The sequence below is a fragment of the Rhizomicrobium palustre genome (genome assembly GCF_011761565.1).
In the GTDB taxonomy this organism is placed as follows: Bacteria; Pseudomonadota; Alphaproteobacteria; order Micropepsales; family Micropepsaceae; genus Rhizomicrobium; species Rhizomicrobium palustre.
Genome location: NZ_JAASRM010000001.1, coordinates 4,243,719 through 4,264,108, shown reverse-complemented (window position 1 = coordinate 4,264,108; position 20,390 = coordinate 4,243,719). Strand labels below are relative to the sequence as shown.

The following is a 20,390-nucleotide window of genomic DNA, read 5'->3' as shown; positions in this document are numbered from 1 at the left end:
AGAAAATCGATAAGAAAGACTGGCTTGCCGAGCCGAAGCTGCGCGGTCCGAGGAGGCCCGCCTGCGTGCTATCGCACTTCGGCGCGGCATCCTCCGCCGCTGCGCAGCGTAGCCGTGAAAGAGAAAATCGATAAGAAAGACTGGCTTGCCGAGCCGAAGCTGCGCGGTCCGAGGAGGCCCGCCTGCGTGCTATCGCACTTCGGCGCGGCATCCTCCGCTGCTGCGCAGCGTAGGATGGTGGAGCCAAGCGGGATCGAACCGCTGACCTCCTGCATGCCATGCAGGCGCTCTCCCAGCTGAGCTATGGCCCCATCTTAAACTCCCGATCCTGGGGGGAAGGGGAGGCAACTCTAAACTTCATCCGCATATTCGGCTTGCCGAGCCGAAGCTGCGCTGTCCAATTAAAGCCCGACTTCGCCTAGCGGCTTCGTCGCGGCATCCACTGCTTGCTGCGCAGCGTAGGATGGTGGAGCCAAGCGGGATCGAACCGCTGACCTCCTGCATGCCATGCAGGCGCTCTCCCAGCTGAGCTATGGCCCCAATCTTAAATCCCGTTCCTGGGGGAGCGGGGAAACTCGGTAGGCGAACTCTTTAGCGTTCGTCTTTCTCAATGTCAGCATCAATAATGCCGCTGACATCATCTTCGTCTTCTTCGACTTCCTCGAGCAGGCCGTCGTCGTCGTCATCATCGACGTCTTCGTCGTCGAGGTCTTCGAGCGCCGCGTCGTCGCCTTCGACAACACTCATGCCGGATTCGGCGTCGCCGGGTTCAACGGCATCCACTTCTTCCTCGGCTTCGTCGTCGTCACCGGCGTCGAGTTCGGGTTCGCCCTCGACCTTTTCGACGATGGCGTCTTCGTCCTCGTCTTCGGTCTCGGCGGCGTCGTCCTCAGCCTCCTCATCCTCGGTATCCGGGGCAGCTTGGGCTGCTTCCGGCTGGCGCGGACGGCGTTGCTTGTACAAAGCTTCCGGCTCGAACGCGAAGCTGCACTTCGGGCATTCGATGGGCCGCTTGGAGAGATCGTAGAAACGCGCCCCGCAGCTCGGGCACACGCGCTTAGTTCCAAGATCAGCTTTGACCAATTTGCGAAGTCCTGGTTCGTTTCCGAAGGGGGCGCCATTTGCCATGGTTGGGGCGCGCTGTCAAAGGGTATGAAGCGGCAAAATCGCTCTTACCCTCGATACTTATTCCTAAGTTGGGCCGAAAGGGGCCGGGGCAGGCCTTGACGGGGCCTCCGGTTAGGCTAGGCAAGGACCCAATTCCGCTCACCCGTTCCCGGAGGATTTGCCATGTCTCACCCCGCCGCTCGCCCGCTCAAGGGCTGCCCGTCGCCTGCCTTGAAGGGTTTGGCCACGGTTCCGGGGGACAAATCCATCTCCCATCGCTCCTTGATTCTGGGGGGCATGGCTCTGGGAGAAACCTGGATTACCGGGCTTTTGGAGGCCGAAGACGTGCTGAACACGGCCAATGCCGTGCGCGCATTTGGCGCTTCGGTCGTCCGCCAAGGGCCGGGGGCCTGGAAAGTGTCCGGCACGGGTGTCGGCGGCTGGCGCCGTCCTGAGGATGTGCTCGATTTCGGAAATGCCGGCACCGGCTCGCGCCTGATGATGGGGGCGATGGCCACCACGCCGGTCTCGGCCGTGTTTACGGGGGATGCGTCACTTCGGAAGCGCCCCATGAAGCGGGTTCTGGAGCCCTTGACCCTTTTCGGGACTGAATATGAGGCCCAGCCGGGCGGGTTGATGCCGTTAACCGTGAAGGGCGCCGTCCAGGCCATGCCCGTCACCTATCATGTGCCGATGGCCTCGGCGCAGGTGAAATCGGCCATGCTGCTCGCCGCCCTCAATGCGCCGGGCACTTCGCGCATTTCGCAGACCACGCTGACCCGCGATCACACCGAGCGCATGCTGAAGGCCTTCGGCGCCAATATCACCGTCGGGCCTGCGGAAGATGGTGGCGAGGTGATTTCGATCACCGGCGAAGCGGAGTTGAAGGGCATCAAGATTGCCGTGCCGCGCGATCCGTCTTCCGCTGCGTTTCCGCTGGTGGCGGCACTGATCGTGCCGGGCTCGGAAGTCACCTTGACCGATGTGATGCTCAACCCCCGCCGTACCGGTCTCTTCGACACGCTGAAAGAGATGGGCGCTGATCTCGAAATCCGGAACGCCCATGATGCGGGCGGGGAGATGGTCGGTGATCTCGTCGTGCGTGCCTCACAGTTGAAGGGCATTGAAGTGCCGCCCGCGCGCGTCTCCGACATGATCGATGAATTCCCCATCCTCTCCGTTGCGGCTGCTTTCGCGGAAGGCAAGACCGTGATGCGGGGCCTGGAAGAATTGCGGGTGAAGGAAAGCGATCGTCTTGCCGCCATCATCGCAGGCCTTCGCGCAAATGGCGTTACCGTGGAAGAATTGCCCGATGGCCTGATCGTGCATGGCATGGGTGTGGGCGGGGTGCCGGGCGGCGGCAGCGTTGTCACGCATCTGGATCACCGCATCGCCATGAGCTTTCTGGTGATGGGTTTTGCCGCCAAGAGCGCTGTCATGGTGGATGATGCCGCGATGATCGCGACCAGCTTTCCGGTCTTCGAAAGCCTGATGAAAGATCTTGGCGCGGTGTTCGAAGCGGCCTGAAACTATGCGCGGGGTTCTTGAAAATCCCGCGCCCGCTTCCCATTTCAGTCAACAGTGCGCAACGGCTCAAAGTTATTTGATGCTATTTTGAAGTCGTTGTGAGCCAGCTTATTGCGTCGCTGTGAAGTGCAAATTTTCGTCTGATTTTCTAGCTGTTTCAGTCGCTTGCAGGGAAAATCAGGTATTCGAACGTAAATTTTCGCGTTTTTCGAATGCAGGAAATTTCATTCAGCAACTCTTGCCAAAGTGTCGCGCAGCCCTAACTTGAGAGCTGGGTATGCGGGAGAGGGCAATGCGCGAGCGCCACGGGTTAGAAGGCTTTCTGGAAATCATTCTCTTCAAAGCGCGCTGGCTGTTGGCGCCATTTTATCTTGGCCTCGTCGGCACGCTGGTGATGCTGCTCGGCAGCTTCTTTTATGAGATTTATGAATCGGTCTTCGTGCATTTCTCGCTCGATCCCGAGCATGTGATCTTGCTGGTACTGTCGCTGATCGATCTCTCGCTCGCCTCAAACCTCGTGATTATCGTGATCTTTTCGGGTTACGAGAATTTCGTCTCCAAGATCGACACCCATGGCAATGTCGATCGTCCGAGCTGGATGGGAACGCTGGATTTCTCCGGCCTCAAGATGAAGCTGATCGGCTCCATCGTGGCGATCTCGGTGATCTCGCTCTTGCGCGCCTTCATGGAGATTTCCAAGGTCGGCGGTGAGATCGATTCCCCAAAGATGGCGTGGCTGGTTGGCCTGCACATGACCTTCCTCGCCTCTGGCGTGCTTTTCGCGCTGATGGATTGGATCGGCTCCAAGACCGAAGCCAACAACAAAAAGCACCACCTGCCGCACGAGCCGTGAGAATAGGCCCCAGTTGCTCCGCCGCGCGTTCCAAGCTAATGGGCGCGGCATGAGCATCGTTATCGCCGTCGACGGCACTGCGGCTTCGGGCAAGGGTACTTTGGCCAAGAAGCTCGCCGCCCATTTTGGCTTTCACTATCTGGATTCCGGGGCGCTGTACCGCCTCGTGGCCTTGGGCGTGGCCGAAGCCGGTAAGGACCCGCACAACGAGGCCGATGCGGTGGCCGCCGCCAAGGCGCTCAACTGCGCCCGCTGCGGCGACCCCGCCATCCGTACCGCCGAGATGGGGGTAGGGGCGTCCATCGTCTCCGCCCATCCCGCCGTCCGCACGGCGCTTCTCGATGTCCAGCGGGCCTATGCCGCCAAGGCGCCCGGCGCGGTGATCGATGGCCGCGATATCGGCACCGTCATCTGCCCCAAGGCCACCGCCAAGCTCTTTGTGGACGCCACCCCGGAAGTCCGGGCGCACCGGCGCTGGCTGGAACTCGCCGCAAAAGGCAATCCGCCGGAAGAGGCCGCCGTCCTCGCCGACATCATTTCCCGTGATGAGCGCGACAAAAGCCGCGCCGTCGCCCCTCTGAAACCCGCAGAAGATGCAGTTCTGCTGGACACAACCGATCTGGGCGTAGAAGCTGCCTTCGCGGCGGCGCTCGCCATTGTGGAGCCCAGGATCGCTGCCGCGCGCTAATGCGCGGAGGGCAGCTATGATTGGCAAATGCGGCGCGGCTGCGGCACTGCTCCTGGCCTGTTCGGCCGTTCAGGCCGAGGAGGCGCCTGACCCGTTTGACCAACTCCCGAACGTTCACTTTGCCTATTACGATGTCACCGGCGTCTCCATGGAGAAGATCTCGCAATCGATCTACGAGAACGGTCCGCGGGATTTGAATAGCCCTGCCCATTTGGCCGCGCGGACGGAGTGGAGTTTCGATTGGACGTGGAAGGTCGAGGGAGAGGGCAAGTGCGACCTCTCCACCACTACGGCGTCGTTCCGCGCTTTCGTCATTCTGCCGAGCTTGGCAGACCTCGTCGCGCCGGATGTACTGAAGGAGTGGAATGCCTATCTGGCCAAGCTGCGCCAGCGCGAGGCAGACCAAGCCCGCTATGCCTACAGCCACCTTCCTCAACTGCTGGCCGCGATAAAGGGGGCTCCCTCTTGCGAGGCGGCAAATAAGGCTGGCGCGGCGGTGCTTGATGGCATCAAGACCTATACCCTGGGCTACGACGCCCAAACCGACCATGGCCGAAAGGCGGACTAACCCGCTCTTGCCCATTTGCCGGGGTTTCTGTATATCCCCGCTCGTTCGCGGCAGGTTTCGGCCCGGTTTCCGGGTTGAGAACGCGCCGATCTAGCCTGCCCAGGGGTTTTAGGAGACCCGGCGGCGCCAGTATCGGCCTCCCGAACTTTTCGAACCAAACCAACCGCTATGCGGGCGCACGCCCGTATGGAAGTCCGCCCGGAGCCATCCGGACCGGCACACGTCGTTTTACTACACACGAGGACCCATGGCCCGCCATCAGAATTCCGTCACCAAAGTCCGTGACGAATCCATTTCATCCCCCAGCCGCGAGGATTTCGCGGCCATGCTCGAAGAGAGCTTCGTCACCCAGTCCCCCGCCGAAGGTTCGGTGATCAAGGGCCGCGTGGTGTCGATTGAGAATGATTTCGCCGTGATCGACGTCGGTCTGAAGACCGAAGGCCGCATCTCGCTCAAGGAATTCGCCATGCCCGGCATGGCGCCGAAAGTGGCTGTCGGCGATGAAGTGGAAGTCTATCTCGAGCGCGTCGAGAACGCGATGGGCGAAGCCGTCCTGTCGCGCGATAAGGCCCGCCGTGAAGAGAGCTGGGTCCGCCTCGAGAAGGCCTTCAACGATCAGGCCCGCGTGCAGGGCGTCATCTTCGGCCGCGTCAAGGGTGGCTTCACGGTCGACCTCGACGGCGCCGTGGCGTTCCTTCCCGGCTCGCAGGTTGACGTGCGCCCGATGCGCGATGTCGGCCCGCTGATGAACCAGCCCCAGATGTTCCAGATCCTGAAGATGGATCGCCGCCGCGGCAATATCGTCGTGTCGCGCCGCGCCGTGCTCGAAGAGCGCCGCGCCGAGGAACGTTCCTCGCTGGTCGCCTCCCTGCAGGAAAAGCAGGTTGTCGAAGGCGTGGTCAAGAACATCACCGATTACGGCGCCTTCGTGGATCTGGGCGGCGTGGACGGCCTGTTGCATGTCACCGACATTGCTTGGCGCCGCGTTTCGCACCCGACCGAAGTGCTCACGGTCGGCCAGACGGTCACCGTGCAGATCATCAAGATCAACCACGAGACCCAGCGCATCAGCCTCGGCATGAAGCAGCTGCAGACCGATCCGTGGGAAGGCGTTGCTGCGAAGTATCCGCCGAACTCGCGCTTCAAGGGTAAAGTCACCAACGTCACCGATTACGGCGCCTTCGTGGAGCTGGAACCGGGCGTCGAAGGTCTGGTCCACGTTTCCGAAATGTCGTGGGTCAAGAAGAACGTTGCCCCGTCCAAGATCGTTGCCCCGGGCACCGAAGTCGATGTGCAGGTGCTGGAAGTCGATTCCAACAAACGCCGCATCAGCCTCGGCCTGAAGCAGACCCAGGAAAACCCCTGGCAGCAGTTCATTCAGGATCACCCGGTCGGCACGATCGTCGAAGGCGAAGTCAAGTCGATCACCGAATTCGGTCTGTTCGTGGGCGTTGCCGACGAGATCGACGGCATGGTCCATCTCTCCGACCTTTCCTGGGAAAAGCCGGGCGATCAGGCCGTGGCCGACTACCAGAAGGGCCAGAAGGTCCGCGCCAAGGTGCTCGACGTGGATATCGAGAAGGAGCGTATCTCCCTCGGCATCAAGCAGCTTGACCAGGATCCGATCGAGAAGGCCGGCCCGCTGCGCAAGGGCGCCGTGGTCACCGTGGTCGTCACCGAAGTCAACGATGGCGGCGTCGAAGTTCAGCTCGATGGCGGCATGCGTTCCTTCATCCGCCGCTCCGATCTCGCGCGCGATCGCGCCGATCAGCGTCCGGAACGTTTCGGCGTTGGCGACAAGATCGATGCCCTCGTCACCGCGTTCGACAAAGCAAGCCGCAAGGTGAACCTGTCGATCAAGGCGCGCGAAATCTCCGAAGAGAAGGAAGCCGTCGCTCAGTACGGTTCCTCCGATGCGGGTGCGAGCCTCGGCGACATCCTCGGTGCCGCGCTGCGCAAGCGCCAGACCGGCGACGAAGAGTAGGATTTCTTACTCTTGTGAATACGAAGCCCGGGGAGCGATCCCCGGGCTTTTTGTTTGGCCGCGGCGCGAATCGCAACGACCCAAGGCACGGAACTTTTCCGTCCGCGCGCGCGAAAACTCGCAGCCTAATAGAGTGATAACAAAATCATTCCAGTAGTTGTGGGTTGCGCTCCACCTTTACGCGCGCATCGGCGCTGTTCGTGTCGCGGCATGGCGTCATTCAAGCTTTGTGTCAGCGCGAGCTCTCTCAAATCGTATACATTCATCGCGGCGACGGAAAACTTTGTCGTTGTTGTCATAACCATCCTCGATACCTCCCGCAGCGCAAAATGCGCAGGTGAAAAGTAAGTGGCTCCGCGCGCGCATTGTACGTGCCGCGTGCGAATCCATGCGAGAGGGTGATCCATGCGTTTTTATGGCTTTCTTCGAAATGGTGTTTCTACAGCGGTTTTATTGAGCGCTGCGGCGGGGCTGGCGGGGGCCGCGATGGCGGCTGATGGCAACAGCTCTGACGTTGAAGTTGTGCGCGTTTATGGCGTGAAGCGCGATGACGTGATCGCCTCCAAGCAGGCCGATACGCGCACCACCAGCGTGATGTCGCTGGACGAAATTTCGCGCGCGCCCGCCGCCAGCATTGTGGATGTTGTCAGCCGTCTTCCCGGCGTCACCGCCTATAGCGATATGGGGCAGGGCATGGCGGCCACGGGCGAGCATGAATACCTCACCCTGCGCGGCCTGGATTCGAGCTACAACGCCTATCTTCTGAATGGCGTACAGGTGCCGGTCGCCGATCCCAATACCCGCGCGCTGTCGCTGCGCATGGTGTCGCCGTCCTCGATTTCGGAAGTGAAGGTCAACAAGACGCCGCTCGCCGAAGATGATGGCGCTGCGATTGGCGGCATCGTCGATCTGCGCACGCCCTCCGCCTTCAATTACGACGGCTTCTATATGAAGGCCGAACTCGGCGGCAACATGTCGTTGATGGCCAAGGACCGCGGCGCCGATTGGGCCGGCGGTTCGGGCGAGGTTTCCGTCGCCAACCGTTTCGGCAATAATTTCGGTGTTTTCGCCTCGGCCTATTACGATCTGCGCAACACGGTGGGCGAGACCGTCGAAGCCCTCGACTACAAGCCGACGCTGCAGTCGGAAGCCGCGATCAACGATTATTCCACGCTGAAGGGCGGGATTTCGCCGGTCGGCGTGCGCTTCGACTATTATGAAAACCTGACCCGCCGCTATGGCGGCACGCTGAACTTCGATTACAAGACCGAAGACCTCACGCTCTTCCTGCGTTCGAGCTATGGCCGCTATCAGACGCGCGGTAACGACAACCAGTTCGCCGCCATGGGCTCGTTCCTCGGCTATATCACCGGCGCCACCAGTGATTTCTATAAGAATGGTGTGCTCTCGGGGCAGGGAGAGCGCGCCTCCAGCTATTATCAGACCCGCGATGCCGATGATCAGCTCTTCACCCTGCAATCGGGCGGAACGCTGAATTCCGGCCGCTGGACGGTGGATGCCAACCTCAACTACGGCCTCTCGGATTCCTCCACGCCGTATTACGTGGAAGCCAGCTTCTATGAGATGCCTAAGCTGGATGGTTCGGCGCTGTTCAATACGTCTAATCCGGCGAACCTCACCATCACCACCGATGGTTCGGCGACCGATCAGTTCCTCTACAGCCCCTCAACCTCCAAGCTTTGGAAGTTCCAGGGCCGCCAGATCGGTTCCTCCAATCAGATGTATGGCCTGAAGCTGGATACGACTTTCGCCGCCAACGAAGGCGTGCTGGAAAGCATCAAGTTCGGCTTCAATGCCAATAGCTCAGATCGCGACCAGTACAACCACTACTTCTTCCACAACAACGACAACTTCGTCATTCAGGGCCCGGCGGGCGATGTGCGCCCCTGGTATAATCCGGCTGGTCCGACCGTTGGTCAGATGCCCGGCCGCGTCGTCTCCGGCGCCTTCGACAGCCAATATCAGGGCATGGTCAAGGTCTACGATCGCAACTACTTCCTCAATGCGGTGCTGCCCTACAAATACACCAACCAAGTCTCCGGCAACGGCACGGACAATCCTGGCGCTTATACCCTGACCGATTTCAATGGTCAGACGGTACGTGGCAAGGAAACCATCGTGGCGGGCTATGCAGAAGGCACGCTGAAATTCGGCGATCTCACCGCAGTGCCGGGCCTGCGCTATGAATATACCAACTTCCATGAAACCCATTGGGCGGTGGTGAGCAAAAACAACACCAGCACCGGTTCCTTCACCTCCACCAGCCACAGCTATGGCGAACTTCTGCCGAGCCTGAACCTGACCTATCGCCCGTCGGAGTCCGAGTTCGTCTATCGCGCCTCGGCCCGCCGCTCCTTCTCGCGTCCGGCCTTTGGCTTGATCGCCGCGCCGCAGACCACCTCTACTGATCCCGGCACGGGCAATATCTCCATCAGCCAGGGCAACCCTGCGCTGAAGCCCGCGACGGCTTGGAACTTCGATGCCAGCGCCGAATACTATGGCGGCAACGGCATGCTCTTGGAGCTCAACGGCTACTATAAGAAGATCCAACACTTCATCTATACCTCGACCGCTTCGGGTGAATCGGCCGCCTCCAATTCCAATACGGATGCGATCTCCGTCCCGGGGCAGGTGAACGGCCAGCCCAAGACCATCACGCAATTCACTTCCATGCCGCAGAACGGCGGGGATGCAGATATCGCGGGCATGGAATTCAACGCCCGCTATCCGCTCTCCAATCTGCATGAAGCGCTGGAGGGGCTGAGCGTCAACGGCAACCTCACTTGGCAGCACAGCTCGGCCGACAGCCTGCGTGCGGATCACAATGGCCGCCGCACCGATCTGCCGCGCGCCCCGGGCTTCATGTCGAACCTCGGGCTCACCTATGACAACGGCCCGATCAGCGCGGATCTGACCTATCAATATGTAGGCCGTCAGCTTCTCAGCCTGACCTCGCATAATCTCGACATGTATATGCAGGCGACGCGGGTGATGAACCTCAATGTCGCTTATCACCTGGACCGTATCCAACTCGGCTTCCAGGCAGAAAACCTGCTCGATGCGCCAATGTTCTATAAGACCTACGGCAAATCGACGGCGTATCTCGGCACCCAGAGCGGTGGCGGCAATGGCTCCTATGTGAAAACTGGCCCGATGCTGCGCGTCACCCTCGGCTATCAGATGTGATGATACGGCGCCCTGGCACACACCGGGGCGCCTTTTTCTTTTCAGGGAGATCGCAAACATGGTGACACGGCGAAATGTGCTGCAATCGGCGACGGGTGCGGCTGCAATGGCCTCTATGGCGGGCTCCGCCGCGGCATCTGGCGGGCGCACGATCGAGGTTCTGGGGCATCGCGGCGCGCCTGCGCTACGGCCCGAGCACACACTGGCCTCTTATGCCAAGGCGATCGCCGATGGCGCCGATTTCATTGAGCCCGATCTTCAGATCACCAAGGATGGCCGCCTGGTTGCGCTGCATGAGGCCGAACTCAGCCATATTTGCGATGTCGCGGAGCGGCCTGAATTTGCCTCCCGCCGCCGCAAGATCACGTCGCCTTTTGGTGCGCTGGATGGCTGGTTTGTGGTCGATTTCACCTTGGCAGAGCTTAAGACCCTGCGCCTCAAGGAGCGCATCCCCGCCATTCGCCCGGCCAATACCGTCTTCGATGGCGAGTTCACCTTCCTCTGCTTCGAAGACATCATTGATTTTGTGGCAGCGGAATCGGCCACCCGTGGGCGCCTGATCGGCATTGTGCCGGAATTGAAGATGCCCGCACTGTTCGCCTCTGCCGGGCTGCCGCTGGAGGATCGTTTCCTCGACATCCTCTCGCGCCACAGTTATCTCAAGCGCGCGCCGCTGATCATTCAGTGTTTCGAGGTGCCACCGCTGCAATATCTGCGCAAGAAGCTGGGACGGCCGGGGAACATCCGTCTGATGCAGCTGATCGATGATCTGCCGATGAAGCCGATGGATGTCACCTTGAAAGGCGGCAGCACCACCTATGGCGACATGATCACGCCGCAAGGTCTGAAGGAGATCGCAACCTATGCCGAGATCATTTCGCCGGATTTGCGTACCCTGATCCCGATGAAGGCTGACGGCTTCCTCGGCGCACCCCATCCCATGATCAAACAGGCGCATCAGGCGGGGCTCACCGTGCATGGCTATGAGTTCCGGCCCGAGAACCAATTCATCGCCGCCGATTTCCGCGACGGGCAGGGCCCCAATGCCCGCAATGTCAAAGGCTCAGTCGCCGAGATCCATCATTATCTGCGCGCTGGGTTAGATGGATTTTTCACCGATGATCCCGCGGTTGGCCGTCTCGCAGTAGATCTTTTCACCGGTTGATCGACCTCAGCTTCTCAGATCATCAAGCCCGGGGCGGATCTCCGGGCTTTGTTTTTATCCGGAGCGACGACATTCGGGACTCACCCGCTTTGCGCCGAGCAGGGAAGTGAGCGCTCATGTTTCGTATTTTCTGAGACTCAATCACAGACTGCGTAACTTCTGATTTTGTCTTGTACGAAATGATAACCCATTGGTTGCAAAATCAAAAAGTTAGCGCTACCATCTTATATGATTTATAATACAAATATTGTAATCGCCTCTCCCTTTAGTACCATTGGAATACATCCGGCAGACCAGGAGCGGGGTACTCGTCCTCTCTAGCCGGGGGAGCCAAGGAGCGGGCTGTGGCAACAAAAACAGCGCCCAAGCCCGCCAGCAGGGAGAGGATCTTCTATGTTTGCAATAGGTATCAAACGGTCCACGATGTTGGGATCGGTGGCCTTTGTGGGGTCGGCAGTACTGCCGCTCTGGTTCGCGCCGGCAATGGCGCAGGACAACTCCACACTCGAAACCGTAACGGTGACGGGCTATCGCGCCAGCTTGGAGCGTGCCATGGACATCAAGCGCAGTTCTGCCGCGGTTGTTGACTCCATCACTGCCGAAGACCTCGGCAAATTTCCGGACTCCAACGTGGCCGAAGCGCTGCAGCGCATGCCGGGCGTCACCATCAGCCGTGACGGCACGGGGCAGGGCTCGCAGATCACGGTGCGCGGCTTCGGCCCGCAATTCAATTCGGTCTTCGTCAATGATCGCCCCATTGGCAATCTGAATGGCGGACGCGATTTCAGCTTCGAGCTTCTGCCCGCCGAACTGATCTCCGGCGCAGATGTCTATAAGAGCTCGACGGCCTCGCAGCAAAGCGGCGGTATCGGTGCCCTTGTCAATCTACGCACGCCTCATCCTCTGGAAATCGGCAAGCAGCAGATCGTGGTGACGGCCAAGGAAAACTATGAGGATCTTGCGGCCAAGACCTCGCCGTCGGTGTTCGGTCTCTACAGCGACGTTTTCATGGGCGGCAAACTCGGCGTGATGGTTTCGGCCTCGTATCAGAGCCGCGATACGCGCCAGAATTCCGCAGGCGTGGAAAGCTATCTGCCCAACCAGACGGTCGGCTATACCGACGCCAACAATGTTCAGCACGATCTGGCGAAGGGCGTCTTCTCTCCGCGCGACATGACCTATGAAGTTCATACGGACAAGGTCGAGCGCAAGACCGTCAATGGCGTGATCCAGTATCAGCCTATCGACGATCTCGTCTTGACGGTCGATGCGATCTGGAACCGCTATAACGACAAGAACATGTTCCGCCAGTTGTCGCATTGGTTCACGCAGAGCAACGTCACGGCTTTGACGCTCGGCGCCAATAAGACCGTGACCGGCATGACGACCGACAACAGCGAGTCCACCGACTATGTCGTCAATTTCGGCGGTTCGCCGACGGTGACCCAGCAGACTGGCTTCAATGCGAAATGGAAGAATGTCGGCGGCCTGCCGATTGATCTTCGCCTTGATGCCTCCAACTCAGCCGCGTACCGGACCGATGGCCCTGGCGGCTTCCTCGTCATCGGGCATCACAGCATCGCCCAATACGTCAACACCGGCTCTGGCATTCCCAATGTCACGGTGCAGGGCGCTGATGGCACGTTCGGCCAGAACGATTTCAGCAATACCGACATCAACAAGGCCCATTCGACCTGGTACGGCAACGGTGGCGGGCAGTCCCGCGATGTTACCTCGCAGGTCAAATTCGATGGTGTTTGGAACGCCGGTCTCGGCGTGCTGACCGATGTGAAATTCGGTGCCATCTACTGGCGTGAGAACAAGCAAAGCCACGGCATGGACACTTTGGAGCAGAACCTCTTTGGTGGCTATACCGCGGACATTCCCTCCAGCCTGATGCATGTCTTCAATGCTGGCGACAATTTCGTGGGCAAGGGCAATTATCCGACCCAATGGCTGACCTACGACCCCAACGAGTATCTCAATTATCTGCGCGGGGTCGCGTCCAAGGCTGTGGCCGGGGCCGCCGACATCAATAACCCGAAGACCTATGATCCGGCTTATGTCAAAGCCAATGCGGCCTGGCTTTCGGATTATATGAATTGGAACAACCCGGCGAGCCCGAACTATAATCCGGCGAATGCGAAATCATTTTTGAATCGCGCCTCGAATTACCTCGTTTCGCGGCCGTCTTCGGGCGGTGAATCGATGGTGCGTGAAGAGGTGTATGGTGGCTATATCAGCGCCACGCTCGACGGCACCTTCCGCGGCTTGCCATATAACATCGATGCCGGTGTCCGTTGGGAACACACCCACGACATGATTGTCGGCAAGCAGAAGACCTTGCTGGATTTGCTGCCCTCGGGCAACGACATCACGATCTTCACGCCTGTCTATGTCGATCCGGCAGCGCCTGGCGGCACCTCGGATACGGGTGCAGCTATTCGCGTGGTCGCCCATCACGATTATGACAATCTGCTCCCGTCGATGAACGTCCGGCTCAATCTGACCGATGAACTTGTGGCCAGAGGCGCGGTGTCCCAATCGCTCACTCGTCCGTATCTGTGGGATATGCAGCCTAGCCTCAATTATGGCACGCTGCGCCATGGGACGCTGACGGCCAGCGACGGTAATCCCAATCTGAAGCCTTATCGCTCGACCAACTTCGATCTCGGCTTGGAATGGTATTATCAGAAGAACGGCTACCTCTCGCTTTCTGTGTATCAGAAAGAGATCGACGACTTCATCGTTGGCAGCAACGAGAACGAAGTCTTCCCGATCAAGAATGCGGGCAACATCCCCGAATTCGCGGGCGGTAAAGCTACCTTCAGCGTGTACCGGCCGCATAATACGGGCAGCGCCACGGTGCGCGGCCTGGAACTGGCTTATCAGCACAACTTCGTCTGGCTGCCGGAACCGTTCGATGGTCTTGGTCTGACGGCGAACATCACGCTCGTCGCTAGCCCGGCCACGCTGGCGCAGAACAATGCTGACGTCACCAAGAGCTTTGCGCTGGAAGGGGTGGGCAACTCGCAGAACCTGACGCTGTTCTACGAAAAGGGCCCCCTGGGTATCCGCGCGGCTTATACCCACCGCAACAAGTACCTTTCCAAGGCTCATGCCGGGTATGGCAACGAGCCGCTCTTTATCAAGAGCACGGGCTATCTCGATGGTCAGATCAGCTACGACATCACCGAGAACTTCAGCCTGATGCTCGATGGCAATAACCTTCTCAATGCCAAAACCCAATCGGTTGGGCGCTATTCCAATCAGTGGGTTTCCTATTTGGCGACGGGCCGTCGTTACATGGTCGGCCTGCGCGCCAACTTCTAAACCTAGAGCATGCTAGCCCGGTTGCAGATTGCGGCAGCCGGGCAGTGCGCCCCGGAGTGATCCCGCAAGGGCCTAAGCCCTGAAGCGGGGCGCTCTCTGGGCTTACAAAGCCCGATACCCTCCTCACCTGCGCCTCCTTCGGGGGGCGCATTTTTGTTGGTCCCCGCTCACACATTCTTGTCTGGCGGTGCGCTCTGCTCGATTGCTCCCACGGCAAATTCCCTTTATTTTTATCATATAAATTAGAACGGCTCTGTGGAGCCGATTGGGAGAATGCGCATGGATCGGCGGGATTTCATGAAGACGACTGGAACGGTAATGGCGGGGATGGCGCTGGGCGCGCAGGCCTTTGCGGCGGCCACAGGGCCGCTTCAGGCGCCGAAGGGCCGCATCCTGCCCATGAACCGCGGCTGGCGGTTCTTGCCGTCCGTGCCCAGCGGAGGCCACGAGCCGGGCTTTGACGACAGCGCCATGGCCAAGGTGACCGTGCCGCACACCAACAAGATGCTGCCCTGGCACAATTTCGACGATAAGGAATACGAGTTCGTCTCGCTTTATCGCCGCAAATTCCGCTTGCCCGCGAGTGCCAAGGGCAAGCGCATCTTTGTCGATTTCGAAGGCGCGATGACGGCCACCACCGTCTATCTCAACGGCAAGAAGCTTGGCGAATACAAGGGGGGCTATACCCCGTTCTCCTTCGAGCTTACCGACCATGTCAGCTTCGAGGGCGAAAACCTTTTGGCCCTGGATGTGGATTCCACCGAGCGCGCCGATATCCCGCCCTTCGGCAATCAGATCGATTATCTCACCTTCGGCGGTCTTTATCGCGAGGTGAACTTACGCATTGTCCCGAAGAGCTTCATCGCCAATGTCTTCGCCCGTCCGAAGCATGTGCTGCAGAAGCCTGCGTTGGATGTTCTGTGCTATGTGGAAGAGGGCCATGCTGGCCAGCAGCTCGAAGTCGTGTTGGAAGATGGCGGCAAAACCATCGCCAAAACCACAGCTCAAGTTGCGGGCAAGGAAACTGTGGTCTCCTTCGCCAGCCTGCCCAAACTCAAGCTCTGGGATATCGACAATCCCAAGCTCTACAGCGTGCGCGTGCGCCTGATCGAGAACGGCGCCGTGGCCGATGAAGATAGCCGCCGCTTCGGCTTCCGCCATGCCGAATTCACCGAGCATGGCTTCGAGCTCAACGGCAAGCCGATCAAGCTGCGCGGCCTTAACCGCCACCAGACTTTCCCCTTTGTGGGTCAGGCCATGCCCAAGCGCGAGCAGCGCCGCGACGCCTGGATTTTGAAGAACGAGCTTCACCTCAATCTGGTGCGTACCAGCCATTACCCCCAATCGCGTCACTTCCTGGATGCTTGCGACGAGCTTGGCTTGCTGGTGCTGGAGGAAATTCCCGGCTGGCAGCATATCGGTGACGCGGCCTGGAAGGACATCGCGGTCGACAACGTGGAGCGCATGATCACGCGCGATTGGAACCATCCGTCGATCATCCTGTGGGGCGTGCGCATCAATGAATCCAAGGACGATCACGACTTTTACACCCGCACCAATGCGCTGGCCCATAAGCTCGACACCTCGCGCCAGACCGGCGGTATCCGTTACCTTTATGATTCAGAGTTCCTCGAAGACGTCTTCACCATGAATGATTTCGGCTGGCCGCTGCGCCCGCCGCGCCATACCCGTTATCTCAACACCGAATTCTGCGGCCACATGTTCCCGACCAAGTCCATCGACAACAACGAACGGCATCTGGAGCATTTCATTCGTCACGCCCGCATGCACGATATCCAGGGCTCGAACCAGCAATATTCCGGTGCCATCGGCTGGTGCGCCTTCGATTATGCTACCCACAGCGATTTCGGTTCGGGCGACCGCATCTGCTATCATGGTGTGATGGACATCTTCCGCCTGCCCAAGCCGGCAGCGGGTTTCTACAAATCGCAAATCTCTCCGGAAAAAGAGATCGTGCTGGAACCGGCCTTCCATTGGGCCATCGGCGACAGCAACGAGCATCTGAAGACCGCCATGTTTGCGTCCAATTGCGATCACTTGAAGCTCTACCTTTTGCGCAAGGAAGGCTGGAAGCTTTTTGCCGAGGTTGATCCTGACCGCGCGCAGTTCCCGCATCTGAAATACGCGCCGTTCTCGGTCGACATCGATAAGGCGCTCGGCTGGAATTGGGGAGATCTCAAGGTCGAGGGCTATATCGGCGGCCAGCTGAAGGTGACGCGCCAGATCTCGGGCCGCGGTGCTGATCGCGCCTTTGAACTTGTGGCCGACGAGACCGCGCTTCTAGCCGACGGGGCAGATGTCACCCGCGTGGTGGTGCGCGTTACTGACGAGTTCGGCAATGTCCGCCCCTTTGCCAACGATCCCATCATCTTCAAACTTGAAGGCCCTGCGGAGCTCATCGGCGACAACCCCTTCGCCCTATATGGCGGGGTAGGGGCTGTTTGGGTGAAGGCCATCGACAAAGCAGGCGAGGCGGTGCTCACCGCCACCCATCCGCGCTTTGGCAACCGCTCGGTGCGGGTGAGCTTCACAGCCGTCGAGGCCGAGGAGGTCTGAAAACAAAGGACGCCCGCAGCAGAGCGCTTGCTGCGGGCGTGCCTCCTCGCGAATCGGGACATCACCAGTGTGGAGATTGTTGCAGGCTGAGGGGGTAAAGCGGTGCGAAATTGCCCCGACGGAGGCCGATTCCCGCATTCAGGGTGGCCAAATTTCATGCGAATCTGGGGGGAAATTCGTCACACCCTCCAAAATCTCTGCGATTTCAGGGGCTTCCAGTTGACGGGCGGGCTTTGCTGTCAGTAGGTTAACCCGTGCTGGAACGGTTCCAGGCGAAGCACGTCTGGCCTTTCCTGTCAGGGGCAAGGGGATGATCAAATCCGAACTGGTTGCACGTCTGACGGCGCGCTATCCGCACCTCTACCATCGCGATGTGGAACGGATCGTCTCGACCGTTCTGGACCAGATAACCAAGGCGCTGGCGGACGGCCATCGCGTTGAGCTGCGCGGTTTCGGGGCGTTCTCCGTCAAGGTCCGTCCCGCTCGCATGGGCCGCAATCCGCGTACGGGCGAGCCGGTGGAAGTGGATGAGAAGCGGGCGCCGTTCTTCCGTACCGGCAAAGAGCTGCGCGAGCGCCTCAATCTGAGCGGCACGGTCAACGGCTAAGTTTAGGCGGCAGCACCGGTCGCGAGGTTTCGGATGAAGGAAACCTTTCGCATCGGGTCTTGGAGCATGTTGCTGCTCGTGCTGGCGTTTGAGCTTCTCGCGCTCGCCATTTTGCTTCTTCGCAGTTCAGAGAATAAGCGCGCCAACCGCCTTCTGGCGGCGGCGTTGTGTGTCACTGCCGGGATGCTAACGCCTTTCGTGATCGGCTACGCCGGGGCCTATGACGTCTGGCCTTGGCTCAGCTTCGCGCCTTTCGCCATTCCCTTGGCGCTGGGGCCTTGCCTCTATGGCTATGTCACCGCGCTTGCTGAGGATCGTCCCATCGCGCGGCGCCATTGGATCGTGCCCGCGCTGCAATTCTTCCAGCTCGCTGCGGTCTTTCCCTGGCCGGTCGCCACAAAGACCTGGTTCGATGGCGCCGTGCAGGAGCCCTATCTAAACCCGCTGACCTCCTTCGGGGTGTTGGTTTCGATGGCGGGCTACGCGCTCGCCAGCGCCCGCAGGCTGCGCCGCTATGAGGGCTGGCTGAAGGGGCGGCGGCGCGATCCGTCACCCGCCCGGCTGCTCCGCGCGCCCGTGGTGGCGTTGGGCCTGCTGGTCGCCGCCAGGGCGGGATATGACCTTTGGGATGAGCTTGTCGCCCCCGTCACCTATTTCGACCTCTTTGCCTATTATATCGCGCTGGGGGTGCTGGGGCTTTGGATTGGGCTGGACGGCTGGCGCGGCGCTCATCGGCCCCGACCGGTGATCGAGGAAGCCCAAGAGCGCAATTGGGCCGCTGAGGGCCGTGTCTGGATCGCGCGGCTTCAGGCTGAAGACTGGTGGCGGGAGGAGGGGCTTGATCTGGAAGGCTTAGCGCGCCGCCTCGCCACCAATACCACCAGCCTCTCACGCGGCCTCAACGCGGCGGAGGGAGGCTTCACCGCCATACTGGCGCGGCTTCGGGCCGAGGCGGTGGCGGCGCGTATCCGCGGCGGCGATGACCGCGATCTTCTCGTCCTCGCGCTGGAGGCGGGGTTCGGCTCCAAGGCCAGCTTCAACCGCGCCTTCAAGGCCCGCTTTGGCGTGACCCCATCGGAGTATCGCGTCGCAAACGGCACATCAGCGCCTTTGCCTGGGGAATTGAGGCGCCCGCAGCCCTGAAAACCGGATTGGCTCATCCTGTTTCCGCCGGAGTGATGCCATGCCTCTCAACCGCCGCCGTGTCCTGACTGGGGCTGCCGCGCTCTCAACCCTCAGCGCCCTTCCTGCTGCCGCTGAGCCCGTCCAGGGCTTGCCGGATCACGTCTCCCCCAGAGCCATCGCAGGGGACCTCCAGATCATCCGCGAAGCCTATGGCGCCTTGCATCCTGGGTTGACCCGCTATTTGGCCCCAGGGGAATTCGACCGCCTGATTGATCGCGAAATCGCCTGGGCAAACCGCGAGCGCAGCCCAGCGGAGGTCTATCTCATGCTGGCGCGGCTGACGGCGGCGATCCGCTGCGGCCATACCTTCCCCAACCCTGCCAATCAGCGCCGCACTATGCAGCGGGAGCTTTTAGGGCGCGCCGATCGGCTACCATTCTGCGCCATTTTCCTGCAAGGGCGGATGGTCATCACCGATCCCTTGGAAAGCGGTCTGCCGCGCGGGAGCGAAATCCTGGAAATCGATGGCATCGCGGTCGCGCAGCTCCTCTCGGAGATGCTGCCGCTCACCCGCGCGGATGGCCATAACGATGCCAAGCGCCTTGCCCAGCTCGAACTCCATCGTGGCGACCGCTTTGCCGCCTTCGATGTCCTCCGTCCCTTGCTTCATCCCACCAAAACGCCCGGCAAGGTGGAGCTGGTCGTCCGCACACCAGATAATCGGCGCAAATCCGCTTCCCTCGTCCTAGCGGAAGAGGGCAAACGCGGCACAGCTGCGGCTCAAGACCCGCAATATGGCTGGCGCTTTGCGTTGGAGGACTGCACCGGCCTTCTCACCATGCCTGATTGGTCGCTTTACGACGCCAAATGGGACTGGCGCGGCTTTCTCAATGGCGTAGCCGACCAGCTCATCGCTGCGAAAGCCCTAGGGCTGGTGATCGACCTTCGCGAAAACGAGGGCGGGATTGATTGCGGCAATGTCTTGCTCGCCCGCCTCACGGATCGCCCCATTTCGCCCCCGCCCGGGCGCCGTCTGGTGCGCTTTCGCGAAACTCCACCTTCATTGCGCCCTCTGCTCGATACCTGGGACCTGTCCTTCAACAGGCTTGGGGTTGGCGCGCCGCCCGTAGCCGATCGCCCCAGCTATTTCGATCTTGGCGCGCGCGAGGGTGGGGAAGTGCTGCCTGTTGGCCCTCGCTTCGCCGGAAACGTTGCGGTGCTGATCGGGCCGATTTGTTCTTCCGCCACTTTCCAGTTTGCTGAGCTGGTGAAGCGGTCGGCGCGCGCGACGCTGGTTGGGGCGCCCACGGGCGGTAACCGGCGCGGCATCAACGGCGGCTGTTTTTTCTTCCTCAAATTGCCCGAGACAGGCTTCGAAGTGGACCTGCCACTGATTGGCTATTTCCCCGACAGCGACGAACCGGATGCGGGGCTCGCGCCGGATGTCTTCATCGCCCCCACGCGAGAGGATGTCGCGGCGGGGCGTGATCCGGTGCGCGCGGTGGCGAAACGGATTTGTGCCGGGGCCGGGCACATTTTCCGTGCCCGGATAATTTGTTATACACACGATTAACCTGTGCTTTGTCGCGCAGATGTCTTGTGATTTTGTTATCCACAAGCGTAACGCCCGATTCCTTTTCTCCTCATGT

Annotated in this window: 13 protein-coding genes and 2 tRNA genes; 12 read left to right on the top strand and 3 right to left on the bottom strand. The window is 60.3% G+C overall.

Going from position 1 to position 20,390, the window contains the following annotated elements:
- Positions 1–235: 235 nt before the first annotated feature.
- The 3 genes from FHS83_RS19215 to FHS83_RS19205 all read right to left on the bottom strand — a co-directional run bounded on the left by FHS83_RS19215 (position 236) and on the right by FHS83_RS19205 (position 1,083).
- Positions 236–311 (bottom strand) — tRNA-Ala (locus FHS83_RS19215).
- A gap of 153 nt (positions 312–464) precedes the next feature.
- Positions 465–540 (bottom strand) — tRNA-Ala (locus FHS83_RS19210).
- Positions 541–591: 51 nt separating this feature from the next.
- Entirely contained in the window at positions 592–1,083 is a 492-nt protein-coding gene (locus tag FHS83_RS19205) for a TIGR02300 family protein (protein WP_167085143.1), read from the bottom strand.
- Positions 1,084–1,290: 207 nt separating this feature from the next.
- On the opposite strand from FHS83_RS19205, the gene aroA reads away from it, so the two are divergent.
- The 12 genes from aroA to FHS83_RS19145 all read left to right on the top strand — a co-directional run bounded on the left by aroA (position 1,291) and on the right by FHS83_RS19145 (position 20,314).
- Positions 1,291–2,634: a 3-phosphoshikimate 1-carboxyvinyltransferase gene (aroA, locus tag FHS83_RS19200; protein ID WP_167085141.1), complete on the top strand. Its 1,344-nt coding sequence runs from the start codon at positions 1,291–1,293 to the stop codon at positions 2,632–2,634.
- 292 nt (positions 2,635–2,926) lie between these two features.
- Positions 2,927–3,487 (top strand): TIGR00645 family protein, encoded by a 561-nt coding sequence (locus FHS83_RS19195; protein ID WP_167085139.1) that lies wholly within the window; start codon positions 2,927–2,929, stop codon positions 3,485–3,487.
- A 55-nt stretch (positions 3,488–3,542) separates the two neighbouring features.
- Positions 3,543–4,175 carry a (d)CMP kinase gene (gene cmk / locus FHS83_RS19190; RefSeq protein ID WP_167085658.1) on the top strand — a complete coding sequence of 211 codons (633 nt, stop codon included), beginning with the start codon at positions 3,543–3,545 and terminating at the stop codon, positions 4,173–4,175.
- Between the two features lie 16 nt (positions 4,176–4,191).
- Positions 4,192–4,743, top strand: coding sequence for a DUF922 domain-containing protein (locus FHS83_RS19185; RefSeq protein ID WP_167085137.1), 552 nt, complete (start codon positions 4,192–4,194; stop codon positions 4,741–4,743).
- Between the two features lie 247 nt (positions 4,744–4,990).
- Entirely contained in the window at positions 4,991–6,727 is a 1,737-nt protein-coding gene (gene rpsA / locus FHS83_RS19180; protein ID WP_167085135.1) for a 30S ribosomal protein S1, read from the top strand.
- A 405-nt stretch (positions 6,728–7,132) separates the two neighbouring features.
- On the top strand, positions 7,133–9,934 hold the full coding sequence (locus tag FHS83_RS19175; protein ID WP_167085132.1) for a TonB-dependent receptor: 2,802 nt from the start codon (positions 7,133–7,135) through the stop codon (positions 9,932–9,934).
- 58 nt (positions 9,935–9,992) lie between these two features.
- On the top strand, positions 9,993–11,099 hold the full coding sequence (locus FHS83_RS19170; RefSeq protein ID WP_167085130.1) for a glycerophosphodiester phosphodiesterase family protein: 1,107 nt from the start codon (positions 9,993–9,995) through the stop codon (positions 11,097–11,099).
- 393 nt (positions 11,100–11,492) lie between these two features.
- Complete coding sequence (locus tag FHS83_RS19165; RefSeq protein ID WP_167085128.1) at positions 11,493–14,432, top strand: TonB-dependent receptor; 2,940 nt, start codon at positions 11,493–11,495, stop codon at positions 14,430–14,432.
- Positions 14,433–14,711: 279 nt separating this feature from the next.
- On the top strand, positions 14,712–17,009 hold the full coding sequence (locus FHS83_RS19160) for a glycoside hydrolase family 2 protein (RefSeq protein WP_167085126.1): 2,298 nt from the start codon (positions 14,712–14,714) through the stop codon (positions 17,007–17,009).
- A 310-nt stretch (positions 17,010–17,319) separates the two neighbouring features.
- Positions 17,320–17,616 carry an integration host factor subunit beta gene (locus FHS83_RS19155; protein WP_167085124.1) on the top strand — a complete coding sequence of 99 codons (297 nt, stop codon included), beginning with the start codon at positions 17,320–17,322 and terminating at the stop codon, positions 17,614–17,616.
- Between the two features lie 33 nt (positions 17,617–17,649).
- Positions 17,650–18,759, top strand: coding sequence for an AraC family transcriptional regulator (locus tag FHS83_RS19150; protein WP_167085122.1), 1,110 nt, complete (start codon positions 17,650–17,652; stop codon positions 18,757–18,759).
- Positions 18,760–18,799: 40 nt separating this feature from the next.
- On the top strand, positions 18,800–20,314 hold the full coding sequence (locus FHS83_RS19145) for a S41 family peptidase (RefSeq protein WP_167085120.1): 1,515 nt from the start codon (positions 18,800–18,802) through the stop codon (positions 20,312–20,314).
- The last annotated feature ends 76 nt before the right edge of the window (positions 20,315–20,390 follow it).

Bases quoted from the DNA above. Each gene is read 5' to 3' on its own strand.
- FHS83_RS19160 (WP_167085126.1), top strand. From the start codon at position 14,712: ATGGATCGGCGGGATTTCATGAAGACGACTGGAACGGTAATGGCGGGG.
- FHS83_RS19150 (WP_167085122.1), top strand. From the start codon at position 17,650: ATGAAGGAAACCTTTCGCATCGGGTCTTGGAGCATGTTGCTGCTCGTG.
- FHS83_RS19175 (WP_167085132.1), top strand. From the start codon at position 7,133: ATGCGTTTTTATGGCTTTCTTCGAAATGGTGTTTCTACAGCGGTTTTA.
- FHS83_RS19195 (WP_167085139.1), top strand. From the start codon at position 2,927: ATGCGCGAGCGCCACGGGTTAGAAGGCTTTCTGGAAATCATTCTCTTC.
- FHS83_RS19165 (WP_167085128.1), top strand. From the start codon at position 11,493: ATGTTTGCAATAGGTATCAAACGGTCCACGATGTTGGGATCGGTGGCC.
- FHS83_RS19145 (WP_167085120.1), top strand. From the start codon at position 18,800: ATGCCTCTCAACCGCCGCCGTGTCCTGACTGGGGCTGCCGCGCTCTCA.
- FHS83_RS19185 (WP_167085137.1), top strand. From the start codon at position 4,192: ATGATTGGCAAATGCGGCGCGGCTGCGGCACTGCTCCTGGCCTGTTCG.
- FHS83_RS19170 (WP_167085130.1), top strand. From the start codon at position 9,993: ATGGTGACACGGCGAAATGTGCTGCAATCGGCGACGGGTGCGGCTGCA.
- FHS83_RS19155 (WP_167085124.1), top strand. From the start codon at position 17,320: ATGATCAAATCCGAACTGGTTGCACGTCTGACGGCGCGCTATCCGCAC.
- rpsA (WP_167085135.1), top strand. From the start codon at position 4,991: ATGGCCCGCCATCAGAATTCCGTCACCAAAGTCCGTGACGAATCCATT.
- aroA (WP_167085141.1), top strand. From the start codon at position 1,291: ATGTCTCACCCCGCCGCTCGCCCGCTCAAGGGCTGCCCGTCGCCTGCC.